This is a genomic window from Mycobacterium gordonae (assembly GCF_017086405.1).
Classification (GTDB): Bacteria; Actinomycetota; Actinomycetes; order Mycobacteriales; family Mycobacteriaceae; genus Mycobacterium; species Mycobacterium gordonae_D.
In genome coordinates, this window is sequence record NZ_CP070973.1 from 6,446,410 (window position 1) to 6,469,222 (window position 22,813).

Consider the following 22,813-nt stretch of genomic DNA (forward strand, 5'->3'; position numbering starts at 1 on the left):
CAGATGCCCGCTCTCCGGCCTCAATCCACCTGTGGCCATTGATGTTCGGCGGGGCGGCGGTCGACCGCGTCAACCCCGTTGAGCAGCGTAGACGGGTGAGTTTCGGGTTGAATTACGCTATTGCGCCCGAATCCAACAACGGGCTGCGGAGACGCGATACTATCCGCGCCTAACGCTTGCATCGATGCTTGCCTGGCCGTCGCCGGGCCGCCTTAGTTTTCTTGCGAGGTGCCGGATGTCATACCTGGTGGTAGTGCCGGAAACAGTGACGACGGTGGCTACCAATCTGGCCAGTCTCGGATCGAACATCAGCGCCGCATCCCACGCGGCGGCCGCTCCTACGACGAGCCTGCTGTCGGCTGGAGCAGACGAGGTGTCGGCCGCCATCACCACCTTGTTCTCCCAGCACGCACGGGGTTATCAAGCCCTCGCCGGGCAGGCCGAGGCGTTCCATCAGCAGCTCGTGACGGCACTGACCTCCGGCGCAAGTTCCTATGCCGCCGCTGAGGCGGCCAACCTGCAGCTGGCCGCGGCCGCCGCGACCGACCCGATCCAGGCGTTGCTGTCGCGGCCGATCATCGGCAACGGCGCCAACGCGACGACGCCGGGCGGCGACGGCGGCGACGGCGGATGGTTGTTCGGCAGCGGCGGCAGCGGTGCCGCGGGCGCGGCAGGCCAACCCGGCGGCAATGGCGGCTCGGCGGGACTCTTCGGCAACGGCGGCTTCGGCGGCGCCGGCGGCAGCGGCGGCGCTCGCGGCGGTAACGGCGGCAATGGTGGCCTGCTGTTCGGCGCCGGCGGTGGCGGCGGCATCGGCGGCGTCGGTGCGGCCGGCGGTGGCTTGGGTGGCGCCGGCGGCACCGGGGGCAACAGCTCGTGGCTGTTCGGTGGTGGCGGCGTCGGCGGGGCCGGCGGCCAGGGCGGTACGGGCGGTGGCACCGGCGGTCACGGGGGCGACGGCGGCGCCGGCGCCTGGCTGTTCGGCGCCGGCGGGAAAGGTGGCGCCGGCGGAATCGGTGCCCCGGGTGATCTAGGCGGAGGCGGCGCCGGCAACGGCGGCACCGGCGGCAACGGCGGGGCCGGCGGGCTGTTCATGAACGGCGGCGACGGCGGGGCCGGCGGCCAGGGCGGTAACGGCGGCGCCGGTTTTGATTCCGCGAACCCCGCCGTGCCCGGCAAGGCCGGCGGCCTGGGCGGCAACGGCGGCGCAGGCGGTCAAGGTGGTGCGGGTCCGGTGCTGTTCGGTCACGGCGGCGCGGGTGGTCTCGGCGGTCAGGGCGGTACCGGCGGAACCGGTGGCGCCGGCGCCGACAACCCCACCGGCATCGGCGGCACCGGCGGCGATGGCGGCACCGGCGGCGCAGCCGGCGCCGGCGGGTCGGCGGGCGCCTCCGGCGTGCTGTCCAACGGTGGTTTGGCCGGTGGGGTCGGCGCCGGCGGTACGGGCGGGACCGGCGGTCAGGGCGGTGCGGGCGCCGACGGCGCCGTGCAGCTGGTCGCGGGCAAGGACGGCAACAACGGCTTCACCGGCGGCCAGGGCGGTAAGGGTGGCACCGGCGGGTCCGCCGTCACGGGAGGGGTTGCCGGCAATGGCGGCGTCGGCGGCACGGGCGGGCACGGTGGCAACGCCAGCGCCGGAGCCGACGGTGCGGCAGGCGGCAATGACGGCGGTAACGGCGGGGTCGGCGGTAAGGGCGGCGCGGCCGGCGCCGGGGGTGCCGCAGGGACCGGTGGAGGCGGGAAGGCCGGGGCGACCGGCGCCGGCGGCGACGGGGGCCTCGGTGGCGACGGCGGCAACGGCACCAAGGGCGGTGCCGGCACCGACAACTCCGCGAATGCCAACACCGCCGGCGGCGCGGGCAACCCTGGTGGCAATGGCGGCAATGGCGGCGCCGGCGGCGGCGCGGGCGGGCCGGGCGGGACGGGTGGCGCTGGCGGCAGTGGAGGCAACGGAGCCACCGGCGGTGACGGTGGCAACGCCGGTACCAACACCGCCAACAACGCGGCCGCCGTCGTCGGCGGCCAGGGTGGCGCCGGTGGCAATGGTGGGGCGCCGGGTGCGGGCGGTGCGGCCAACGGCGGGACCGCCGGCGCCTTGGGCAAGGGCGGAACCGGCGGCCTTGGCGGCAACGGCGGCGGCGGCGGCAATGGCGTCGACGGCGCCGCGGTCGTGTCGGGTGACGGCAACCCCGGCACCGGTGGCGGTGCCGGTGGAGCGGGCGGCGGCGGCGGGCTGGCCGGAGCAAATGGCGGGCTCGGCGGCAGCGGCGGCAAGGGTGGCAGCGGCGGCTTCGGTGGCAGCGGTAGCGACGGCGCCACGGGCGCCACCGGGACGGCCACCGCGCCGGCCGGCGGCCAAGGCGGAACCGGTGGAGCCGGCGCCAATGGTGGGGCCGGCGGCAATGGTGGTAGCGCCGGCGGTCCTGGCGGCAGCGGCGGCGCGGGCGGCACCGGCGGCAAGGCGGGTAACGCCGGTAACGGCGGCCAGGGTGGCGCTGCCGTGCAACCAACCAGCGGCGTGATCATCGCACCTGACGGCGGCACCGGCGGAACAGGTGGCACCGGCGGCACCGGCGGCACCGGCGGCACCGGCGGCGCGGCCGGCGTCGGTGGTGCGGGCGGTGCGGGCGGCACCGGTGGCAACAGCGGCGATGGGGGCAAGGGCGGCCAGGGCGGCAAGGGGGCGCAGGGCGGCATCCAAGACATCGATGCTCCCGCCGGGTCCGGCGGAGCGGGCGGTCAAGGAGGCAACGCCGGCACCGGCGGCACCGGCGGCATTGGCGGAGCGGGTGCGACGAAGGCTCCCGCAGGCGTCGGTGGCAGCGGTGGCAACGGCGGCAACGCCGGCAACGGCGGCAACGGCGGTCTTGGTGTGGCCGGCGGCAATGCCGACCCGAAGTCCGGCAGCATCACCGCGGGGGACGGCGGCAACGGCGGCAACGCCGGCAACGCCGGCAACGGCGGTCAAGGCGGCGCCGGCGGCAGTGGGCTCACCGGTGGTTCCGGCGGCAGCGGCGGAAACGGCGGCAAGGGCGGCACCGGCGGCATCGGCGCTAATGGCGCCAACGGCACGAACAGCTTCAGCGCCACCGTCGGGCCTACTCCGAATGCCGGCGATGGTGGTGCCGGCGGCGACGGCTCGCCTGGTGGCACACCCGGCGGCGGCGGGGCCGCCGGCGGTGCAGGCGGTAACGCGGGTGGCATCGGCAAGGGCGGCAACGGTGGTGCCGGCGGGCAAGCGGGGAACGGCGGCAACGGCGCCGACGGCGTGAACCTTCTCCTTCCGCCGACCTCAACCGCCGCCACCGGAATACCGAACCCCGGTAGCCCGGGCGGAACCGGGGCCGACGGCACCGCACTACTTGAGCAGGGCGGAACGGGCGGTGCCGGCACCCCCGTGACCAACCCCAACGACAACCAGGCCGCCAACGCCGGAAGTGGGGGTGACGGCGGTACCGGCGGGCCGAATGCGCCCGGCGGCACGGGCGGTGCGGGCGGTGCCGCCACCGAATCCGGCAAGGGTGGCATAGCCAACGCCGGCAATGGCGGCAACGGCGGGAAAGGCGGCGCGTTCGGAGCCGGCGGTCAGGGTGGCGCAGGCGGCCTAGCCACCGCGAACAACGACAACGGGGTCGCCAACGGCGGCAACGGCGGCAATGGCGGCAACGCCACCGCCGGCACCCCGGCGAGCTTGGGCGGTAACGGCGCCCCCGGCGGCAACGGCGGCAACGGCGGCAACGCGTCCGCAACCGGCACCAACGGCACCGCGACCGGCGGCAACGGTGGCAACGGCGGCAACGGCGCCAGTGGCGGCATCAATGCGGGCCGAGGCGGCGACGGCGGCCTCGGCGGTGCGGGCGGTTCAGGCGGCGCAAACGGCGGTACCGGCGGAGTCGGCGGTGCCGGTGGCATCGGCGGTGACGGCGGGAAGGGGGCCGTCGGCGGCGGCGGCGGTACCGGTGGAAACGCCGGTAGCGGCACCGGCGGGGCGGGCGGGGCCAGCATCGACGGAACCGCCGGTGACGGCGGTGACGGCGGAACCGGCGGCCGGGGCGGCGATGCGGGCCAGGGCGGCAACGGCGGCGCTGGTGGCGCCAGCGGTGGCGGCGGTGCGGGCAACGGAGGCGCTGGCGCGCCTGGCGGCACCGGCGGTGCGGGCGGCACCGGTGGTAACGGCGGCTCGCCAGGATTGGGTGCCGGGGGCGCCGGCGGCACCGGCGGCACCGGCGGCGACAGCGGGTTCGGTGGCACCGGCGGCACCGGCGGCCAAGCCGGAAACGGCGCAGATGGCGGATCGGGCGTTCCCGGTGGGTTGAGCAACACCGGGAAGGCCGGTGTGGTGACGGCCGGTGGGGACGGTGGCGCCGGCGGCGCCGCCGGCGCCGGCGGTGCGGGCGGCATTGCCGTCTGACGTTGACGCGCAGCGGGTCCGCGCCGACCCGACGGCTACCCCAGCAGCGACGGCACCACCGCGTCGATCAGGTGCGGGCCGGGCTCGGCGAAGGCGTCACGCAGCGCCTCGGCGAGCTCTTCGCAGGTGGTGGCACGCCGGGCCGGCACCCCCATCCCTTCGGCGATCTTGACGAAATCCATTGTCGGACGCGATATGTCGAGGAGGTCCTTGGCCTTCGGGCCCGGTCCGGCTGCAACTCCTACGCGCTGTAACTCGAGCCGCAGGATGTCGTAAGCGCCGTTGTTGTAGATGACGGTGGTGATGTCCAGCAACTCCCGCGCCTGACTCCACAACCCCGAAATGGTGTACATCGCCGACCCGTCGGATTCCAGACACAGCACCGGACGGTCGGGCGCGGCCACAGCTGCGCCGACCGCGGTCGGGATGCCGTAACCGATGGCCCCACCGGTCAGCGTCAGCCAATCGTGGGCCGGCGCGCCGGCGGTGGCTTGCGGCAACAGCAGACCCGAGGTGTTGGACTCGTCGACGACGATCGCCCGCTCGGGCAGCAGTGCGCCGATGACCTCGGCGGCCGACGCGGACGTCAGTGCACCAGAGGGTAGCTCGGGACGGGAAGCGGGCGCGGTTGGCGCCGTCGTCCCGGGTGCCACCTCGTCGGCAAGCGCAGCCAAAGCGGTTGTGGCGCCACTGCATTCGGCCAAGACATGCACCTCGCAACCGGACGGGACCAGATCGCTGGGCATGCCCGGGTAGGCGAAGAACGAGACCGGCGATCTGGCTCCGGCCAGCACCAGATGCTTGGCGCCGTCCAGTTGGGCCGCGGCGGCTTCGGCGAAGTAGCCCAACCGTTCGATGGCAGGCACGCCGGCGCCCCGTTCCAGTCGGGTCGGGAAGGTCTCGCACAGTAGGCGCGCGCCGGTCGCCTCGGCGATCCGCGCGGCCGCGGCCAGACCCGGTTCGCGGGTAGCGTCTCCCCCGACCAGGATCGTGGTGGGTTCGCCCGAGCGCAGTACGGCCGCCAGGGCGCTCATGTCTGCACTGGCGGTTTCCGGAGCGGCCGTGGTGACCGTGGCCGGCTGGGCGCCTTCAGACCAGGAGGCGTCGGCGGGCAGGATCAGCGTCGAGACAAAAGACCCCGACATGCTGGCGGCGATGGCCTCGGCGGTGTCGGCTCCGACGCCGTCCGCCGTTGCGGTCCTGCGCACCCAACCCGAAACCGTGCCCGCCACAGCGTCGATGTCGGATTCCAGTGGGGCGTCGTACTTCTTGTGATAAGTCGCGTGATCGCCGACGACCACCACCATCGGCACCCGGGCGCGCCGGGCGTTGTGCAGGTTGGCCAGGCCGTTGCCTAGACCGGGCCCGAGGTGCAGCAGCACCGCGGCCGGACGGCCGGCGATGCGGGCGTATCCGTCGGCCGCACCCGTGGCCACTCCTTCGAAAAGGGTTAGCACACCGCGCATTTGGTCGACGGTGTCAAGTGCCGCGACGAAGTGCATCTCCGACGTGCCGGGGTTGGAGAAACACACGTCGACGCCACCGTCGACCAAGGTGTTGATCAGCGCCTGTGCACCGTTCACCTGTCCGCCTTTCGTTGCAGCCTGAAGACCCGCTCGGCATTGTCGTGCAAGAAGTCCCGACGAGCCTCGTCGCTGAGCCCCAGTTCGTCAAGACCCGCCAGGGCATGCTCGTGGGCGATCATCGGATAGTTCGTGCCGAATAGCACTTTGTGTTGCCCGGTACCGGTTTTCATGAACCGGGTCAACTCGTCCGGCAAACGCCGCAACGTGTACGCGGAGGTGTCGATATAGACGTTCTCGTGTTTGCGGGCCACTGCGACCATTTCCTCGGTCCACGGGTAGCCGACGTGTCCGCACACGATCGTCAACTCCGGGAAGTCAAGGGCCACCTGGTCGATATAGGGAATCGGGCGTCCGGTCTCCGACGGACGCAGCGGACCGGTGTGCCCCACCTGCGTGCAGAACGGCACCCCGGACTCGACGCACTGGGCGAACAGCGGATAGTAGCGCCGGTCGGTGGGTGGGGCGTTCCACAGCCACGGCACCATCCGCAACCCGACGAATCCCTCGCCTACTCGGCGGCGCAACTCACGGACCGCAACCATCGGGCGGTCCAGATCGACGGTCGCCAGGCCTCTAAACCGATTGGGATGCAACGTGATCCACTCAGCGACTTCGTCATTGGACACCAGGGACTGACCGGCCGGACCGAGCCAGGCGCTCAACAACCCGAGTTCCACGCCAGCGGCGTCCATCGCGGCGACGGTCACCTCGATCGGGATTTCGGCATCCGGCATGGACCCATCGGTCCAGCGACGCAGTGACGCGAGCATGTCGCTGCGCAGGAACCGCTGCGTCGGGTGCTGCATCCACACGTCGATCGTCATCGCGGTTTGACTTTAGCCCGCCGACGATGCCCGGTGCGGAGTGCCGGGCGCAGGAGGCTCAACAAAGGCTCAGCGCCGCCGGCGAAGCGGGCGGACCGCGCCCGGCAGGTGGACCCTAAGCGCTCAGCGCAGAAAGTGCCGCGGCGCGGGTCTGCCCTACGTACCCGCTGCCGAACAGCACCACGTGCGCCAGCAGCGGGTAGAGCTGATGCAGCCCAATCCGGTTACGCCAGTTAGGTTTCAGCGATCGGACTTGCTGGTAACCGGACAGAACGGCGTGGTCGTGCGGGCAGCCGAACAGTGCGAGCATGGCCAGGTCGGTCTCGCGGTGGCCGCCGTGTGCGGCCGGGTCGATCAGCACCGCGCCGTCGCGCGTCCACATCACGTTGCCGCTCCACAGGTCTCCGTGCAGGCGCGCCGGAGGGTCGTCGTCGTCGAACTCCCCCGCCTGACAACGCACGACCACTGCATCAATCGCCTGCCGCGTCGCGGGGTCGAGCCGGTCGGCCGCCAGTTTCGTCATCGGAACCAGCCGCTCGTCGGCGTAGAAGGCACCCCAGCTCGGATGCCTGCGCAACGACATGGGCAATGGCTGCGACAGCGGACCGAAGTAGCCTGCCCCGTCCCACCCGTCAGGCCCCGCACCAAATGCCGCGGCACCCGCGTCGTGCATTATCGCCAGCCTGACGCCGAACACGCGCGCCGCGTCGCGACTGGGCGGCACCGACTCCAGCCGGCGCAGCCTCAGACTCGTGGCGCCGACATCCAGAATCTGGGCACAGGGCACGCCGCCGTCGACACCGGACAGCCACCGCAGCCCGGCCGCCTCCCAGGCGAAGAAGCCGGCGGGCGCGGCCGGGTTTCGCTTGACGAAATCTGTCACATGGACGCCCAAGGGCTCGTCGAAGGCATCGCCTGGAGGGTAGACCATATACCTTCAGGAACGGGATGCAGACACGAAACCTGTTGGGCGTATTGGAATCCCGTTCAGCGGCTTGCTTTTGAATTCGTCCCGAAGGGCCGATGGTTCATGACACCTGTGCCGAACAAGATCCCGACCTAAACGTCAATTTTCCGTGGTGGCTTCGGAGGCGGGACCGGCGCAGCCGGCGGTGGCGTCGGATTGGTCTTGCAAGGCTGAGTTCGCGGGCGGTGCCGGTGGCGCGGGTGCCGCCGGCGGCGCGCCAACCGGCAGTGGTGTGGTCTCGGCGGTCGTGGGGGCACCGGTGCGGGCGGAGGAAGCAACGGTTGCACGGGCAACCCCGGCATTCGGGACTACCCCGGCGTTCAGCGGGTCACGCAGTCCTCAACCAGGATCGGTCACTTGCTGCGCCTGGTGAACGTTTGCTGGCTCTCCAAACCCGCATGCGCGGCGACAGCCGCGGGGTGAGCATGTGCACCCGATCGAGCTAGCACGGGTTCTTCGAGCGGTATCCGTCTGGCGTAATCCCAGGTCATCTAACGAAGCATCGCCGCCAGACCTGGTTTCGGGTGCTTGATTTAAATTCAAACTATTAGTACCGGGTTCTACAAAAACGGTGACATTGGACCGGGAAAACCATAAGATCCGGCCAAGCGATCCCGGCGTGGGGGCGAGATTGTGAACTCGTCCCCTGCTGCCTGGAGCTGTTTACGATGTCGTTCCTCTGGGTCTCCCCCGACAGTCTGGCAGCCGCTGCCACGGACCTGTCGAGACTCGGATCATCGGTTGCTGTCTCGAATGCGGCCGCAGCGGTCCCGACTTCACAGGTGTTGGCTGCCGCCACCGACGAGGTGTCGCTGCGGATCGCCGCATTGTTCGGCGCACACGGTCGCGAGTATCAGGCTGTCAGTGAGTTGGTGGGGCAGCTCCAGGCCCAATTCACCCAAACGCTGCGCGCCGGCGCGGGTGAGTATGTGTGGACAGAGGTGGAGAACGCCCAGCGAGCGGTACTCGGGGCGATCAACGCACCCACGATGACGCTGCTGGGCCGGCCACTGATCGGTGACGGTGCCAATGCGACCGTACCGGGCGGCGCCGGCGGTGACGGCGGGATCTTGTTCGGTAACGGCGGGGCCGGCGCGGCCGGTGCTGTAGGGCAGGCCGGCGGGGCGGGTGGGTCGGCGGGCCTGTGGGGCAACGGCGGCTCCGGTGGCGCGGGTGGCGCGACCGCCAGTGGTGGAGCCGGCGGCAACGGCGGGTGGCTGTTGGGCGTCGGCGGAACCGGTGGAATGGGCGGGACCGGTGGCGGAACCGGCGGTGCCGGCGGTAACGGCGGGTTGTGGTGGGGCGGTGGCGGTACCGGCGGGATTGGTGGGACCGGTGGCGGTACCGGGGGCGCCGGCGGGCGCGGTGAATGGTTCTTTGGCGCGGCCGGTAACGGCGGCGCCGGTGGCTCCGGCAGCGGAACGGGTGGCGTCGGCGGAGACGGTGCGCTCATCTGGGGTGGCGGGGGTGCTGGTGGCATTGGCGGATACGGCGGCGGCACCGGCGGCGCCGGTGGACGTGCCGCGCTGCTGTTCGGCTGTGGAGGCGCCGGCGGCGCTGGTGGGATCGGTACGACGGGTGTTCTCGGTGGTGACGGAGGGGCCGGTGGCGCGGGAGGCGCCGGTTGGCTGTTTAGCGGCGGCGGCGCCGGGGGCGCGGGCGGGGCCGGCGGAGCTGGGGTCGCGGGGATTGATGGCGGCGCGCTGGGTGGGCTCGGCGGGACCGGCGGAGCTGGTGGCTCTGGCGGTGTCGGCGGTCACGGTGCACTGCTGTTCGGTCCCGGTGGTCATGGCGGAGCCGGCGGGTCCGGTGGTGTAGGCGGTGTTGGCGGGCGCGGTGGTGACGGGGCTATTGCCGGAGTCGGTGGCACCGGCGGCACGGGTGGTACCGGGGGCACCGCTGGCCTGGGAGGGGCCGGCGGGGCCGGCGGGTTCTTGAGTTGCGGCGGCGCAGCAGGAGGCGTGGGCGGCAACGGCACAGGCGGTGCGGGCGGCGCTGGTGGTGCGGGGGCAGCTGGCACTGATGCCGCAGCCGGTTCGGCTGCTGTTGGTGGGACTGGTTTCGCCGGTGGTGCGGGTGGCACCGGTGGCGCCGGTGGCGGTGTTGGAGCGTTGCAGGGAGCCGGCGGTGCCGGTGGCCAGGGTGGGGTTGGCGGTGCGGGTGGAGCCGGCGGGTCTGGCTCTTCGGGTGGCGTGAACACGGCCGGCGTGGCCGGCGGTCAAGGTGGAACCGGTGGGGTTGGCGGTGCCGCAGGACTCGGTGGGTCGGGGTCGGTCGCCGGAGCTGCGGGCGTCGCGGGCGATGGCGGACTGGGCGGCAAGGGCGGCTCCGGCGGATCCGGCGGTGCCGGATTGGACGCGGTCGTACCCGGTGCGCAGGGCGGTCAGGGCGCCGCCGGTGGGGCTGGCGGTCAAGGTGGTACCGGTGGGGCTGCCGGTAGCGGCAGCGGCGGGCATCAAGGCGCAGGTGGCGCGGGCGGTCGTGGCGGCACCGGCGGCGCCGGTGGTGCTGGTGCCGCCGGGGCTGACGGTAATGATCCGCAGCTGGCCGCCCAGGCCGGTGGCCAGGGCGGGACCGGAGGCACCGGTGGCGCGGCCGGAGCCGGCGGGACCGGCTTCAGCAAAGGCGCGGCGGGAACGGCCGGGGACGGCGGGGCCGGTGGTGCGGGCGGCAGCGGCGGTAAAGGTGCTGCCAACACCTCCGTCGCCGCGGCGGGAACGCAAGGCGGCCAGGGCGGCACCGGTGGTGCCGGCGGCAGCGGCGGCACTGGAGGGGCCGCGGGCGCCGGGACCGGCGGGCAACAGGGTGCTGGCGGCGCCGGCGGCAGTGGCGGCGCAGGTGGTGTGGGCGGCCAGGGCGGTACCGGCGCACATGGCACCGATCCCCTCCTGGCCGCTCAGGCCGGCGGTCAGGGCGGAACTGGCGGCACAGGCGGAGCGGCCGGCGCTGGCGGTGCCGGTGCGACAACGGGCAAATCGGGAGTCGCCGGCGACGGCGGCGCTGGCGGCAGTGGCGGCACCGGGGGCAAGGGCAGCGACAACAACACGTTCGTGGCGCCCGGCGCCCAGGGCGCGCAGGGCGGCACCGGCGGTGCCGGTGGCCAGGGCGGCACCGGCGGTGCTGCCGGGTCCGGCGGGGGTGGTCAGCAGGGTGCCGGAGGTAGCGGCGGCGACGGCGGGGTCGGCGGCACCGGAGGGACCGGCGGTACGGGGAAAGCCGGCACCGATCCGTTAGTCGCTGCTCAGGACGGCGGTAAGGGCGGCACCGGAGGGACCGGCGGCGCGGCAGGGTCGGGCGGTTCCGGATCGAGCGCGGGCGCGGCCGGATCGGCTGGTGACGGCGGCTCTGGTGGAGTCGGCGGGACCGGCGGTAAAGGTGCTGACAATGCGACCGTTGTGGCTGCCGGCCAGCAGGGCGCTCAGGGCGGCGCCGGCGGCGGCGGTGGGCGCGGCGGTGATGGGGGAGCTGCTGGCTCGGGTGGCGGTGGTCAGCAGGGGGCGGGTGGTCAGGGCGGCGTCGGCGGCGCCGGTGGCTCCGGTGGTGCCGGTGGTTCCGGTACCGACAACAGCGCGAATCCGGGGGTGGCCGGCGGCGCAGGCGGCACCGGAGGCGTGGGTGGCACAGGCGGTGCGGCGGGCCTGGGCGGTTTCGGTTCCAGTACGGGCGCTTCAGGAACTGCCGGTGATGGCGGGGTTGGTGGCGTCGGCGGTGTGGGCGGTGCGGGTGGTGCCGGCAACGCTGGGCTGGCCGGTGGCGGGGGTGGCGGTCAGGGTGCTGCCGGTGGGGACGGCGGTCAGGGTGGTGCCGGCGGTGCGGCCGGATCCGGTGGCGGCGGTCAGCAGGGAGCCGGCGGTAAGGGCGGTGTTGGTGGGATCGGTGGCGTCGGCGGCACCGGTGGTTCTGGTACCGACAACAGCGCCAACCCCGGGGTGGCCGGGGGCGCGGGTGGCACCGGGGGTGTTGGCGGCACCGGTGGTGCGGCCGGCCTCGGCGGCACCGGTTCCTCTGTCGGTGCCGCGGGCACTGCCGGTGACGGAGGTATTGGCGGCGTAGGCGGGACCGGCGGCCAAGGCGGTGCCGGGACCGCCGGGACCACCGGTAGCGGTGGGGGCGGTCAGGGTGCTGCCGGTGGGGACGGCGGGCAGGGCGGTGCCGGTGGCGCCGCCGGAGCGACCAACGGCGGCACCGCCGGTGTTCAGGGTGCCGGCGGGCAGGGCGGCATCGGCGGGGTCGGTGGCGTCGGCGGTCAAGGCGGCGCCGGCACCGACAACAGCACCAACCCTGGGCTCGCCGGCGGCACAGGCGGCACCGGAGGCGTGGGTGGCACAGGCGGTGCGGCGGGCCTGGGCGGTTTTGGTTCCAGTACGGGCGCTTCAGGAACTGCTGGTGATGGCGGGGTTGGTGGCGTCGGCGGTGTGGGCGGTGCGGGTGGTGCCGGCAACGCTGGGCTGGCCGGTGGCGGGGGTGGCGGTCAGGGTGCTGCCGGTGGGGACGGCGGTCAGGGTGGTGCCGGCGGTGCGGCCGGATCCGGTGGCGGCGGTCAGCAGGGAGCCGGCGGTAAGGGCGGTGCCGGTGGGATCGGTGGCGTCGGCGGCACCGGTGGTTCTGGTACCGACAACAGCGCCAACCCCGGGGTGGCCGGGGGCGCGGGTGGCACCGGGGGTGTTGGCGGCACCGGCGGTGCGGCCGGCCTCGGCGGCACCGGTTCCTCTGTCGGTGCCGCGGGCACTGCCGGTGACGGAGGTATTGGCGGCGTAGGCGGGACCGGCGGCCAAGGCGGTGCCGGGACCGCCGGGACCACCGGTAGCGGTGGGGGCGGTCAGGGTGCTGCCGGTGGGGACGGCGGGCAGGGCGGTGCCGGTGGCGCCGCCGGAGCGACCAACGGCGGCACCGCCGGAGTTCAGGGTGCCGGCGGGCAGGGCGGCATCGGCGGGATCGGTGGCGTCGGCGGTCAAGGCGGCGCGGGCACCGACAACAGCACCAATCCTGGGCTCGCCGGCGGCGCGGGCGGTGTCGGCGGTGTCGGCGGTGTCGGCGGCGCGGCCGGCCTCGGCGGATCCGGATCGAGCACCGGGGCGTCCGGCACGGCGGGTGACGGCGGCGTAGGTGGCGGCGGCGGAATCGGCGGCCGGGGCGGACAAGGCAGCACCGGCAGCAGCGGCGGTGGCACTGGTGGCCAAGGCGCGGCCGGAGGTGACGGCGGCCAGGGCGGTGCCGGCGGGGCCGCCGGATCAGGTGGCGGCGGCAACCAGGGGGTGGGTGGTCAGGGCGGCGTCGGCGGCATCGGTGGCATTGGTGGTGACGGTGGTGTCGGGACCGATAACAGCGCCAACTCCGGCGTCGCTGGCGGTGCAGGTGGCATCGGCGGTGTTGGGGGCACCGGTGGCGCGGCTGGCCTCGGCGGTGCTGGTTCTTCAGTCGGTGCCGCGGGCACCGCTGGTGACGGCGGGGTCGGCGGTGTGGGCGGGACCGGTGGCCAAGGCGGTGCCGGAACGACGGGGGCTACCGGGGGCGGCACCGGCGGGCAAGGCGCCGCGGGCGGGGATGGCGGCCAGGGCGGTGCCGGCGGCTCGGCCGGGTCCGGTGGCGGCGGCCAGCAAGGTGCGGGCGGCCAAGGCGGGCTCGGCGGCACTGGTGGCGTCGGTGGTGACGGCGGGGCCGGCGTCGATAACAGCCTCAACCCCGGGGTGGCTGGGGGTGCTGGCGGCATCGGTGGTGTCGGTGGCACCGGTGGTGCGGCCGGCCTCGGCGGTGCTGGTTCTTCAGTCGGTGCCGCGGGCACGGCCGGTGACGGCGGCGTAGGCGGTGTTGGTGGGACCGGCGGAGAAGGCGGACAAGGTAGTACCGGTAGCAGCGGTGGCGGGACCGGTGGCCAAGGTGCGGCCGGTGGGGATGGCGGTCAGGGCGGTGCTGGGGGCGCGGCCGGGGCGACTAACGGCGGCACCGCCGGTGTTCAAGGTGCGGGCGGTCAGGGCGGTATCGGCGGCACTGGTGGCATTGGTGGCGACGGTGGTGTCGGGACCGATAACAGCGCCAACCCGGGCGTCGCCGGGGGTGCTGGCGGCACCGGTGGTGTCGGTGGCACCGGTGGCGCGGCCGGCCTCGGCGGTGCTGGTTCTTCAGTCGGTGCCGCGGGCACCGCCGGTGACGGCGGAATCGGCGGCGTTGGTGGGACGGGTGGCCAGGGCGGTGCCGGGACTACAGGGACTGCCGGTGGTGGTACCGGTGGCCAGGGTGCGGCCGGTGGGGCCGGCGGTCAGGGCGGTGCCGGGGGCGCGGCCGGGGCGACTAACGGCGGCACCGCCGGTGTTCAAGGTGCGGGCGGTCAGGGCGGCATCGGCGGCACTGGTGGCGGCGGCGGCACCGGCGGGGCCGGGACCGATAACAGCGCCAACCCGGGCATCGCCGGGGGTGCTGGCGGCACTGGTGGTGTCGGTGGCACCGGCGGCGCGGCCGGCAAGGGCGGCACCGGGTCGAGCACCGGAGCATCCGGCACGGCCGGTGACGGCGGCGTGGGCGGCGTTGGTGGGACCGGTGGCCAGGGCGGTGCCGGGACTACAGGGACTGCCGGTGGTGGCACCGGTGGCCAAGGTGCGGCCGGTGGGGACGGCGGTCAGGGCGGCGCTGGCGGCGCGGCCGGGGCGACTAACGGCGGCACCGCCGGTGTTCAAGGTGCGGGCGGCCAGGGCGGCATCGGCGGCACCGGCGGCATTGGTGGCGACGGTGGTGTCGGGACAGATAACAGCGCCAACCCGGGCATCGCCGGGGGTGCTGGCGGCACTGGTGGTGTCGGTGGCACCGGCGGTGCGGCCGGCCTCGGCGGTGCTGGTTCTTCAGTCGGTGCCGCGGGCATCGCCGGTGACGGCGGAATCGGCGGCATTGGTGGGACCGGCGGCGCCGGGGGCCAAGGTAGCGCCGGTAGCAGCGGCGGCGGGACCGGTGGCCAGGGCGCGGCCGGTGGGGACGGCGGTCAGGGCGGCGCCGGCGGCGCGGCCGGGGCGACTAACGGCGGCACCGCCGGTGTTCAAGGTGCGGGCGGCCAAGGCGGCATCGGCGGCACCGGCGGCGGCGGCGGCACCGGCGGTGCCGGCACCGACAACAGCGCCAACCCCGGCATCGCCGGGGGCGCAGGCGGCACCGGTGGTGTCGGTGGCACCGGCGGCGCGGCCGGCAAGGGCGGCACCGGGTCGAGCACCGGAGCATCCGGCACCGCCGGTGACGGCGGCGTAGGCGGCGTTGGCGGGACCGGCGGCCAGGGCGGTGCCGGGACTACAGGGACTGCCGGTGGTGGCACCGGTGGCCAAGGTGCGGCCGGTGGGGACGGCGGTCAGGGCGGCGCTGGCGGCGCGGCGGGGCGACTAACGGCGGCACCGCCGGTGTTCAGGGTGCGGGCGGCCAGGGCGGCATCGGCGGCACCGGCGGCATTGGTGGCGACGGTGGTGTCGGGACCGATAACAGCGCCAACCCGGGCATCGCCGGGGGTGCTGGCGGCACTGGTGGTGTCGGTGGCACCGGCGGTGCGGCCGGCCTCGGCGGTGCTGGTTCTTCAGTCGGTGCCGCGGGCATCGCCGGTGACGGCGGAATCGGCGGCGTTGGTGGGACCGGCGGCGCCGGGGGCCAAGGTAGCGCCGGTGCCAGCGGCGGCGGGACCGGTGGCCAGGGCGCGGCCGGTGGGGACGGCGGTCAGGGCGGCGCCGGCGGCGCGGCCGGGGCGACTAACGGCGGCACCGCCGGTGTTCAAGGTGCGGGCGGCCAGGGCGGCGTCGGCGGGACCGGCGGCGGCGGCGGCACCGGCGGTGCCGGGACCGACAACAGCGGCAACCCGGGCATCGCCGGGGGTGCTGGCGGCACCGGTGGTGTCGGTGGCACCGGCGGTGCGGCCGGCCTCGGCGGCGCTGGTTCTTCAGTCGGTGCCGCGGGCACCGCCGGTGACGGCGGAATCGGCGGCGTTGGTGGGACCGGCGGCGCCGGGGGCCAAGGCAACGCCGGTAGCAGCGGCGGCGGAACCGGTGGCCAAGGGGCGGCCGGCGGGGACGGCGGTCAGGGCGGCGCCGGCGGCGCGGCCGGAGCGACTAACGGCGGCACCGCCGGTGTTCAAGGCGCGGGCGGTCAGGGCGGCGTCGGCGGGACCGGCGGCGGCGGCGGCACCGGCGGTGCCGGGACCGACAACAGCGCCAACCCGGGCGTCGCCGGGGGTGCTGGCGGCACCGGTGGTGTCGGTGGCACCGGTGGCGCGGCCGGCCTCGGCGGTGCTGGTTCTTCAGTCGGTGCCGCGGGCACCGCCGGTGACGGCGGAATCGGCGGCGTTGGTGGGACGGGTGGCCAGGGCGGTGCCGGAACTACAGGGACTGCCGGTGGCGGAACCGGTGGCCAAGGTGCGGCCGGTGGGGACGGCGGTCAGGGCGGCGCCGGGGGCGCGGCCGGGGCGACTAACGGCGGCACCACCGGTGTTCAAGGTGCGGGCGGTCAGGGCGGCGTCGGCGGGACCGGCGGCGGCGGCGGCACCGGCGGGGCCGGGACCGACAACAGCGCCAACCCGGGCATCGCCGGGGGCGCTGGCGGCACCGGTGGTGTCGGTGGCACCGGCGGTGCGGCCGGCCTCGGCGGATCGGGATCCAGCACCGGCGCAGCCGGCACGGCCGGTGACGGCGGAATCGGCGGCGTTGGTGGGACCGGCGGCGCCGGGGGCCAAGGCAGCGCCGGTGCCAGCGGTGGCGGGACCGGTGGCCAGGGCGCGGCCGGTGGGGATGGCGGTCAGGGCGGTGCCGGGGGCGCGGCCGGGGCGACTAACGGCGGCACCGCCGGTGTTCAAGGTGCGGGCGGCCAGGGCGGCATCGGCGGGACCGGCGGCGGCGGCGGCACCGGCGGGGCCGGGACCGACAACAGCGCCAACCCGGGCATCGCCGGAGGCGCTGGCGGCACCGGTGGTGTCGGGGGCACCGGCGGCGGCGCCGGCAAGGGCGGCACCGGGTCGAGCACCGGCGCAGCCGGCACCGCCGGTGACGGCGGCGTAGGCGGCGTTGGCGGGACCGGCGGCCAGGGCGGTGCCGGAACTACAGGGACTGCCGGTGGCGGAACCGGTGGCCAAGGTGCGGCCGGTGGCGACGGCGGTCAGGGCGGCGCCGGCGGCGCGGCCGGGGCGACTAACGGCGGCACCGCCGGTGTTCAAGGTGCGGGCGGCCAGGGCGGCATCGGCGGGACCGGTGGCGGCGGCGGCACCGGCGGGGCCGGGACCGATAACAGCGGCAACCCCGGCATCGCCGGAGGCGCTGGCGGCACCGGTGGTGTCGGTGGCACCGGCGGTAGCGCCGGCAAGGGCGGCACCGGGTCGAGCACCGGAGCATCCGGCACCGCCGGTGACGGCGGCGTAGGCGGCGTTGGCGGGACCGGTGGCCAGGGCGGTGCCGGGACTACAGGGACTGCCGGTGGTGGCACCGGTGGCCAAGGTGCGGCCGGTGGGGACGGCGGTCAGGGCGGCGCTGGCGGCGCGGCCGGAGCGACCAACGGCGGCACCGCCGGTGTTCAAGGTGCGGGCGGCCAGGGCGGCATCGGCGGCACCGGCGGCGGCGGCGGCACCGGCGGTGCCGGGACCGATAACAGCGCCAACCCGGGCATCGCCGGGGGTGCTGGCGGCACCGGTGGTGTCGGTGGCACCGGCGGTGCGGCCGGCCTCGGCGGCGCTGGTTCTTCAGTCGGTGCCGCGGGCACCGCCGGTGACGGCGGAATCGGCGGCGTTGGTGGGACCGGCGGCGCCGGGGGCCAAGGCAACACGGTGCCAGCGGCGGCGGAACCGGTGGCCAAGGGGCGGCCGGCGGGGACGGCGGTCAGGGCGGCGCCGGCGGCGCGGCCGGAGCGACTAACGGCGGCACCGCCGGTGTTCAAGGCGCGGGCGGTCAGGGCGGCGTCGGCGGGACCGGCGGCGGCGGCGGCACCGGCGGTGCCGGGACCGACAACAGCGCCAACCCGGGCGTCGCCGGGGGTGCTGGCGGCACCGGTGGTGTCGGTGGCACCGGTGGCGCGGCCGGCCTCGGCGGTGCTGGTTCTTCAGTCGGTGCCGCGGGCACCGCCGGTGACGGCGGAATCGGCGGCACCGGCGGGACCGGCGGCGCCGGGGGCCAAGGCAACACCGGTAGCGGCGGCGGCGGAACCGGCGGCCAGGGCGCGGCCGGCGGCGACGGCGGCCAGGGCGGCGCCGGCGGCGCGGCCGGAGCGACTAACGGCGGCACCGCCGGAACCCAAGGCGCGGGCGGCCAGGGCGGCATCGGCGGCACCGGCGGCATTGGTGGCGACGGTGGTGTCGGGACAGATAACAGCGCCAACCCGGGCATCGCCGGGGGTGCTGGCGGCACCGGTGGTGTCGGGGGCACCGGCGGTAGCGCCGGCAAGGGCGGCACCGGGTCGAGCACCGGCGCAGCCGGCACCGCCGGTGACGGCGGAATCGGCGGCGTTGGTGGGACCGGCGGCGCCGGGGGCCAAGGCAGTACCGGTAGCAGTGGTGGCGGAACCGGTGGCCAAGGGGCGGCCGGTGGGGACGGCGGTCAGGGCGGCGCCGGCGGCGCGGCCGGGGCGACTAACGGCGGCACCGCCGGTGTTCAAGGTGCGGGCGGCCAGGGCGGCGTCGGCGGCACCGGCGGCGGCGGCGGCACCGGCGGGACCGGCACCGACAACAGCGCCAACCCCGGCATCGCCGGGGGCGCAGGCGGCACCGGTGGTGTCGGTGGCACCGGCGGCGCGGCCGGCCTCGGCGGTGCTGGTTCTTCAGTCGGTGCCGCGGGCACCGCCGGTGACGGCGGAATCGGCGGCGTTGGTGGGACCGGCGGCGCCGGGGGCCAAGGCAACACCGGTGCCAGCGGCGGCGGTACCGGCGGCCAAGGGGCGGCCGGCGGCGACGGCGGCCAGGGCGGCGCCGGCGGCGCGGCCGGAGCCACCAACGGCGGCACCGCCGGAACCCAAGGCGCGGGCGGCCAGGGCGGCATCGGCGGCACCGGCGGCATTGGTGGCGACGGTGGTGTCGGGACCGATAACAGCGCCAACCCGGGCGTCGCCGGGGGTGCTGGCGGCACCGGTGGTGTCGGTGGCACCGGCGGCGCGGCCGGCCTCGGCGGCGCTGGTTCTTCAGTCGGTGCCGCGGGCATCGCCGGTGACGGCGGAATCGGCGGCGGCGGCGGGACTGGCGGCGCCGGGGGCCAAGGCAACACCGGTGCCAGCGGCGGCGGAACCGGCGGCCAAGGTGCGGCCGGTGGGGACGGCGGTCAGGGCGGCGCCGGCGGCGCGGCCGGGGCGACCAACGGCGGCACCGCCGGTGTTCAAGGTGCCGGCGGCCAGGGCGGCATCGGCGGCACCGGCGGCGGCGGCGGCACCGGCGGGGCCGGGACCGACAACAGCGGCAACCCGGGCATCGCCGGAGGCGCTGGCGGCACCGGTGGTGTCGGGGGCACCGGCGGCGGCGCCGGCAAGGGCGGCACCGGGTCGAGCACCGGCGCAGCCGGCACCGCCGGTGACGGCGGCGTAGGCGGCGTTGGCGGGACCGGCGGCCAGGGCGGTGCCGGAACTACAGGGACTGCCGGTGGCGGCACCGGTGGCCAAGGTGCGGCCGGTGGGGATGGCGGTCAGGGCGGCGCCGGGGGCGCGGCCGGGGCGACTAACGGCGGCACCGCCGGAACCCAAGGCGCGGGCGGCCAGGGCGGCATCGGCGGCACCGGCGGCATTGGTGGCGACGGTGGTGTCGGGACAGATAACAGCGCCAACCCGGGCATCGCCGGGGGTGCTGGCGGCACCGGTGGTGTCGGTGGCACCGGCGGCGCGGCCGGCCTCGGCGGTGCTGGTTCTTCAGTCGGTGCCGCGGGCACCGCCGGTGACGGCGGAATCGGCGGTGTCGGTGGGACCGGCGGCGCCGGGGGCCAAGGCAACACCGGTGCCAGCGGCGGCGGAACCGGTGGCCAAGGCGCGGCCGGTGGCGACGGCGGTCAGGGCGGCGCCGGCGGCGCGGCCGGAGCGACTAACGGCGGCACCGCCGGTGTTCAAGGTGCGGGCGGCCAGGGCGGCATCGGCGGGACCGGCGGCGGCGGCGGCACCGGCGGTGCCGGGACCGACAACAGCGCCAACCCGGGCATCGCCGGGGGTGCTGGCGGCACCGGTGGTGTCGGTGGCACCGGCGGCGCGGCCGGCCTCGGCGGCGCTGGTTCTTCAGTCGGTGCCGCGGGCACCGCCGGTGACGGCGGAATCGGCGGTGGCGGCGGGACTGGCGGCGCCGGGGGCCAAGGCAACACCGGTAGCAGCGGCGGCGGAACCGGTGGCCAAGGCGCGGCCGGTGGCGACGGCGGTCAGGGCGGCGCCGGCGGCGCGGCCGGGGCGACCAACGGCGGCACCGCCGGTGTTCAAGGTGCGGGCGGCCAAGGCGGCATCGGCGGGACCGGTGGCGGCGGCGGCACCGGCGGGACCGGCACCGACAACAGCGCCAACCCCGGCATCGCCGGAGGCGCTGGCGGCACCGGTGGTGTCGGTGGCACCGGCGGTGCGGCCGGCCTCGGCGGATCGGGATCCAGCACCGGCGCAGCCGGCACCGCCGGTGACGGCGGCGTAGGCGGCGTTGGCGGGACCGGCGGCCAGGGCGGTGCCGGAACTACAGGGACTGCCGGTGGCGGAACCGGTGGCCAAGGGGCGGCCGGCGGCGACGGCGGTCAGGGCGGCGCCGGCGGCGCGGCCGGGGCGACTAACGGCGGCACCGCCGGAACCCAAGGCGCCGGCGGCAAGGGCGGCATCGGCGGCACCGGTGGCGGCGGCGGCACCGGCGGGGCCGGGACCGATAACAGCGGCAACCCGGGCATCGCCGGGGGTGCTGGCGGCACTGGTGGTGTCGGTGGCACCGGCGGCGCGGCCGGCAAGGGCGGCACCGGGTCGAGCACCGGAGCATCCGGCACGGCCGGTGACGGCGGCGTAGGCGGCGTTGGTGGGACGGGTGGCCAGGGCGGTGCCGGGACTACAGGGACTGCCGGTGGTGGCACCGGTGGCCAAGGTGCGGCCGGTGGCGACGGCGGAAAGGGCGGCGCCGGGGGCGCGGCCGGGGCGACTAACGGCGGCACCGCCGGAACCCAAGGCGCGGGCGGCCAAGGCGGCATCGGCGGCACGGCGGCATTGGTGGCGACGGTGGTGTCGGGACCGATAACAGCGCCAACCCGGGCATCGCCGGGGGTGCTGGCGGCACCGGTGGTGTCGGTGGCACCGGCGGCGCGGCCGGCCTCGGCGGCGCTGGTTCTTCAGTCGGTGCCGCGGGCACCGCCGGTGACGGCGGAATCGGCGGCGGCGGCGGGACCGGCGGCGCCGGGGGCCAAGGCAACGCCGGTGCCAGCGGCGGCGGGACCGGCGGCCAAGGTGCGGCCGGCGGCGACGGCGGTCAGGGCGGCGCCGGCGGCGCGGCCGGGGCGACCAACGGCGGCACCGCCGGTGTTCAAGGTGCCGGCGGCCAGGGCGGCATCGGCGGCACCGGCGGCGGCGGCGGCACCGGCGGGGCCGGGACCGACAACAGCGGCAACCCGGGCATCGCCGGGGGCGCTGGCGGCACCGGTGGTGTCGGTGGCACCGGCGGCGCGGCCGGCCTCGGCGGCGCTGGTTCTTCAGTCGGTGCCGCGGGCACCGCCGGTGACGGCGGAATCGGCGGCGTTGGCGGGACCGGCGGCCAGGGCGGTGCCGGAACTACAGGGACTGCCGGTGGTGGCACCGGTGGCCAAGGTGCGGCCGGTGGCGACGGCGGTCAGGGCGGCGCCGGCGGCGCGGCCGGAGCGACCAATGGCGGCACCGCCGGTGTTCAAGGCGCGGGCGGTCAGGGCGGCGTCGGCGGGACCGGTGGCATCGGCGGCACCGGCGGTGCCGGGACCGACAACAGCGCCAACCCGGGCGTCGCCGGGGGTGCTGGCGGCACCGGTGGTGTCGGTGGCACCGGTGGCGCGGCCGGCCTCGGCGGTGCTGGTTCTTCAGTCGGTGCCGCGGGCACCGCCGGTGACGGCGGAATCGGCGGCGTTGGTGGGACGGGTGGCCAGGGCGGTGCCGGAACTACAGGGACTGCCGGTGGCGGAACCGGTGGCCAAGGTGCGGCCGGTGGGGACGGCGGTCAGGGCGGCGCCGGGGGCGCGGCCGGGGCGACTAACGGCGGCACCGCCGGTGTTCAAGGTGCGGGCGGTCAGGGCGGCGTCGGCGGGACCGGCGGCGGCGGCGGCACCGGCGGGGCCGGGACCGACAACAGCGCCAACCCGGGCATCGCCGGGGGCGCTGGCGGCACCGGTGGTGTCGGTGGCACCGGCGGTGCGGCCGGCCTCGGCGGATCGGGATCCAGCACCGGCGCAGCCGGCACGGCCGGTGACGGCGGAATCGGCGGCGTTGGTGGGACCGGCGGCGCCGGGGGCCAAGGCAGCGCCGGTGCCAGCGGTGGCGGGACCGGTGGCCAGGGCGCGGCCGGTGGGGATGGCGGTCAGGGCGGTGCCGGGGGCGCGGCCGGGGCGACTAACGGCGGCACCGCCGGTGTTCAAGGTGCGGGCGGCCAGGGCGGCATCGGCGGGACCGGCGGCGGCGGCGGCACCGGCGGGGCCGGGACCGACAACAGCGCCAACCCGGCATCGCCGGGGGCGCTGGCGGCACCGGTGGTGTCGGGGGCACCGGCGGCGGCGCCGGCAAGGGCGGCACCGGGTCGAGCACCGGCGCAGCCGGCACCGCCGGTGACGGCGGCGTAGGCGGCGTTGGCGGGACCGGCGGCCAGGGCGGTGCCGGAACTACAGGGACTGCCGGTGGCGGAACCGGTGGCCAAGGTGCGGCCGGCGGCGACGGCGGTCAGGGCGGCGCCGGGGGCGCCGCCGGGGCGACTAACGGCGGCACCGCCGGAACCCAAGGCGCGGGCGGCCAGGGCGGCATCGGCGGCACCGGCGGCATTGGTGGCGAGGGTGGTGTCGGGACCGATAACAGCGCCAACCCGGGCGTCGCCGGGGGTGCCGGCGGCACCGGTGGTGTCGGTGGCACCGGCGGCGCGGCCGGCCTC

General features: G+C 76.3%; 8 protein-coding genes. 5 read left to right on the forward strand and 3 right to left on the reverse strand.

The genetic code is table 11. The features are described 5' to 3' along the window. Positions 1-235: 235 nt before the first annotated feature. Positions 236-4,411, forward strand: coding sequence for a PE family protein (locus tag JX552_RS27745; RefSeq protein ID WP_205874961.1), 4,176 nt, complete (start codon positions 236-238; stop codon positions 4,409-4,411). A gap of 35 nt (positions 4,412-4,446) precedes the next feature. Here the strand turns inward: JX552_RS27745 and JX552_RS27750 are convergent, their stop codons facing one another. From JX552_RS27750 to JX552_RS27760, 3 genes are all read right to left on the reverse strand, one after another. Further along, on the reverse strand, positions 4,447-5,994 hold the full coding sequence (locus JX552_RS27750) for an acetolactate synthase large subunit (RefSeq protein WP_205874962.1): 1,548 nt from the start codon (positions 5,992-5,994) through the stop codon (positions 4,447-4,449). Continuing rightward, complete coding sequence (locus tag JX552_RS27755; protein WP_205874963.1) at positions 5,991-6,821, reverse strand: amidohydrolase family protein; 831 nt, start codon at positions 6,819-6,821, stop codon at positions 5,991-5,993. Before JX552_RS27755 ends, JX552_RS27750 begins: the two co-directional genes overlap by 4 nt. Positions 6,822-6,936: 115 nt before the next feature. Next, the gene (locus JX552_RS27760; protein WP_205878726.1) at positions 6,937-7,704 is read right to left on the reverse strand and encodes a fructosamine kinase family protein; all 768 of its coding nucleotides are present in this window, start codon (positions 7,702-7,704) and stop codon (positions 6,937-6,939) included. 752 nt (positions 7,705-8,456) lie between these two features. On the opposite strand from JX552_RS27760, the gene JX552_RS27765 reads away from it, so the two are divergent. From JX552_RS27765 to JX552_RS34330, 4 genes are all read left to right on the forward strand, one after another. Then, complete coding sequence (locus JX552_RS27765; protein WP_205874964.1) at positions 8,457-16,802, forward strand: PE family protein; 8,346 nt, start codon at positions 8,457-8,459, stop codon at positions 16,800-16,802. Between the two features lie 54 nt (positions 16,803-16,856). Next, positions 16,857-17,159 carry a hypothetical protein gene (locus JX552_RS27770; protein WP_205874965.1) on the forward strand — a complete coding sequence of 101 codons (303 nt, stop codon included), beginning with the start codon at positions 16,857-16,859 and terminating at the stop codon, positions 17,157-17,159. Between the two features lie 6 nt (positions 17,160-17,165). After that, positions 17,166-17,648: a hypothetical protein gene (locus JX552_RS27775; protein WP_205874966.1), complete on the forward strand. Its 483-nt coding sequence runs from the start codon at positions 17,166-17,168 to the stop codon at positions 17,646-17,648. Between the two features lie 577 nt (positions 17,649-18,225). Then, positions 18,226-22,500, forward strand: coding sequence for a hypothetical protein (locus JX552_RS34330; RefSeq protein ID WP_431196013.1), 4,275 nt, complete (start codon positions 18,226-18,228; stop codon positions 22,498-22,500). The last annotated feature ends 313 nt before the right edge of the window (positions 22,501-22,813 follow it).

Bases quoted from the DNA above. Each gene is read 5' to 3' on its own strand.
- JX552_RS27745 (WP_205874961.1), top strand. From the start codon at position 236: ATGTCATACCTGGTGGTAGTGCCGGAAACAGTGACGACGGTGGCTACC.
- JX552_RS27755 (WP_205874963.1), bottom strand. From the start codon at position 6,821: ATGACGATCGACGTGTGGATGCAGCACCCGACGCAGCGGTTCCTGCGC.
- JX552_RS27765 (WP_205874964.1), top strand. From the start codon at position 8,457: ATGTCGTTCCTCTGGGTCTCCCCCGACAGTCTGGCAGCCGCTGCCACG.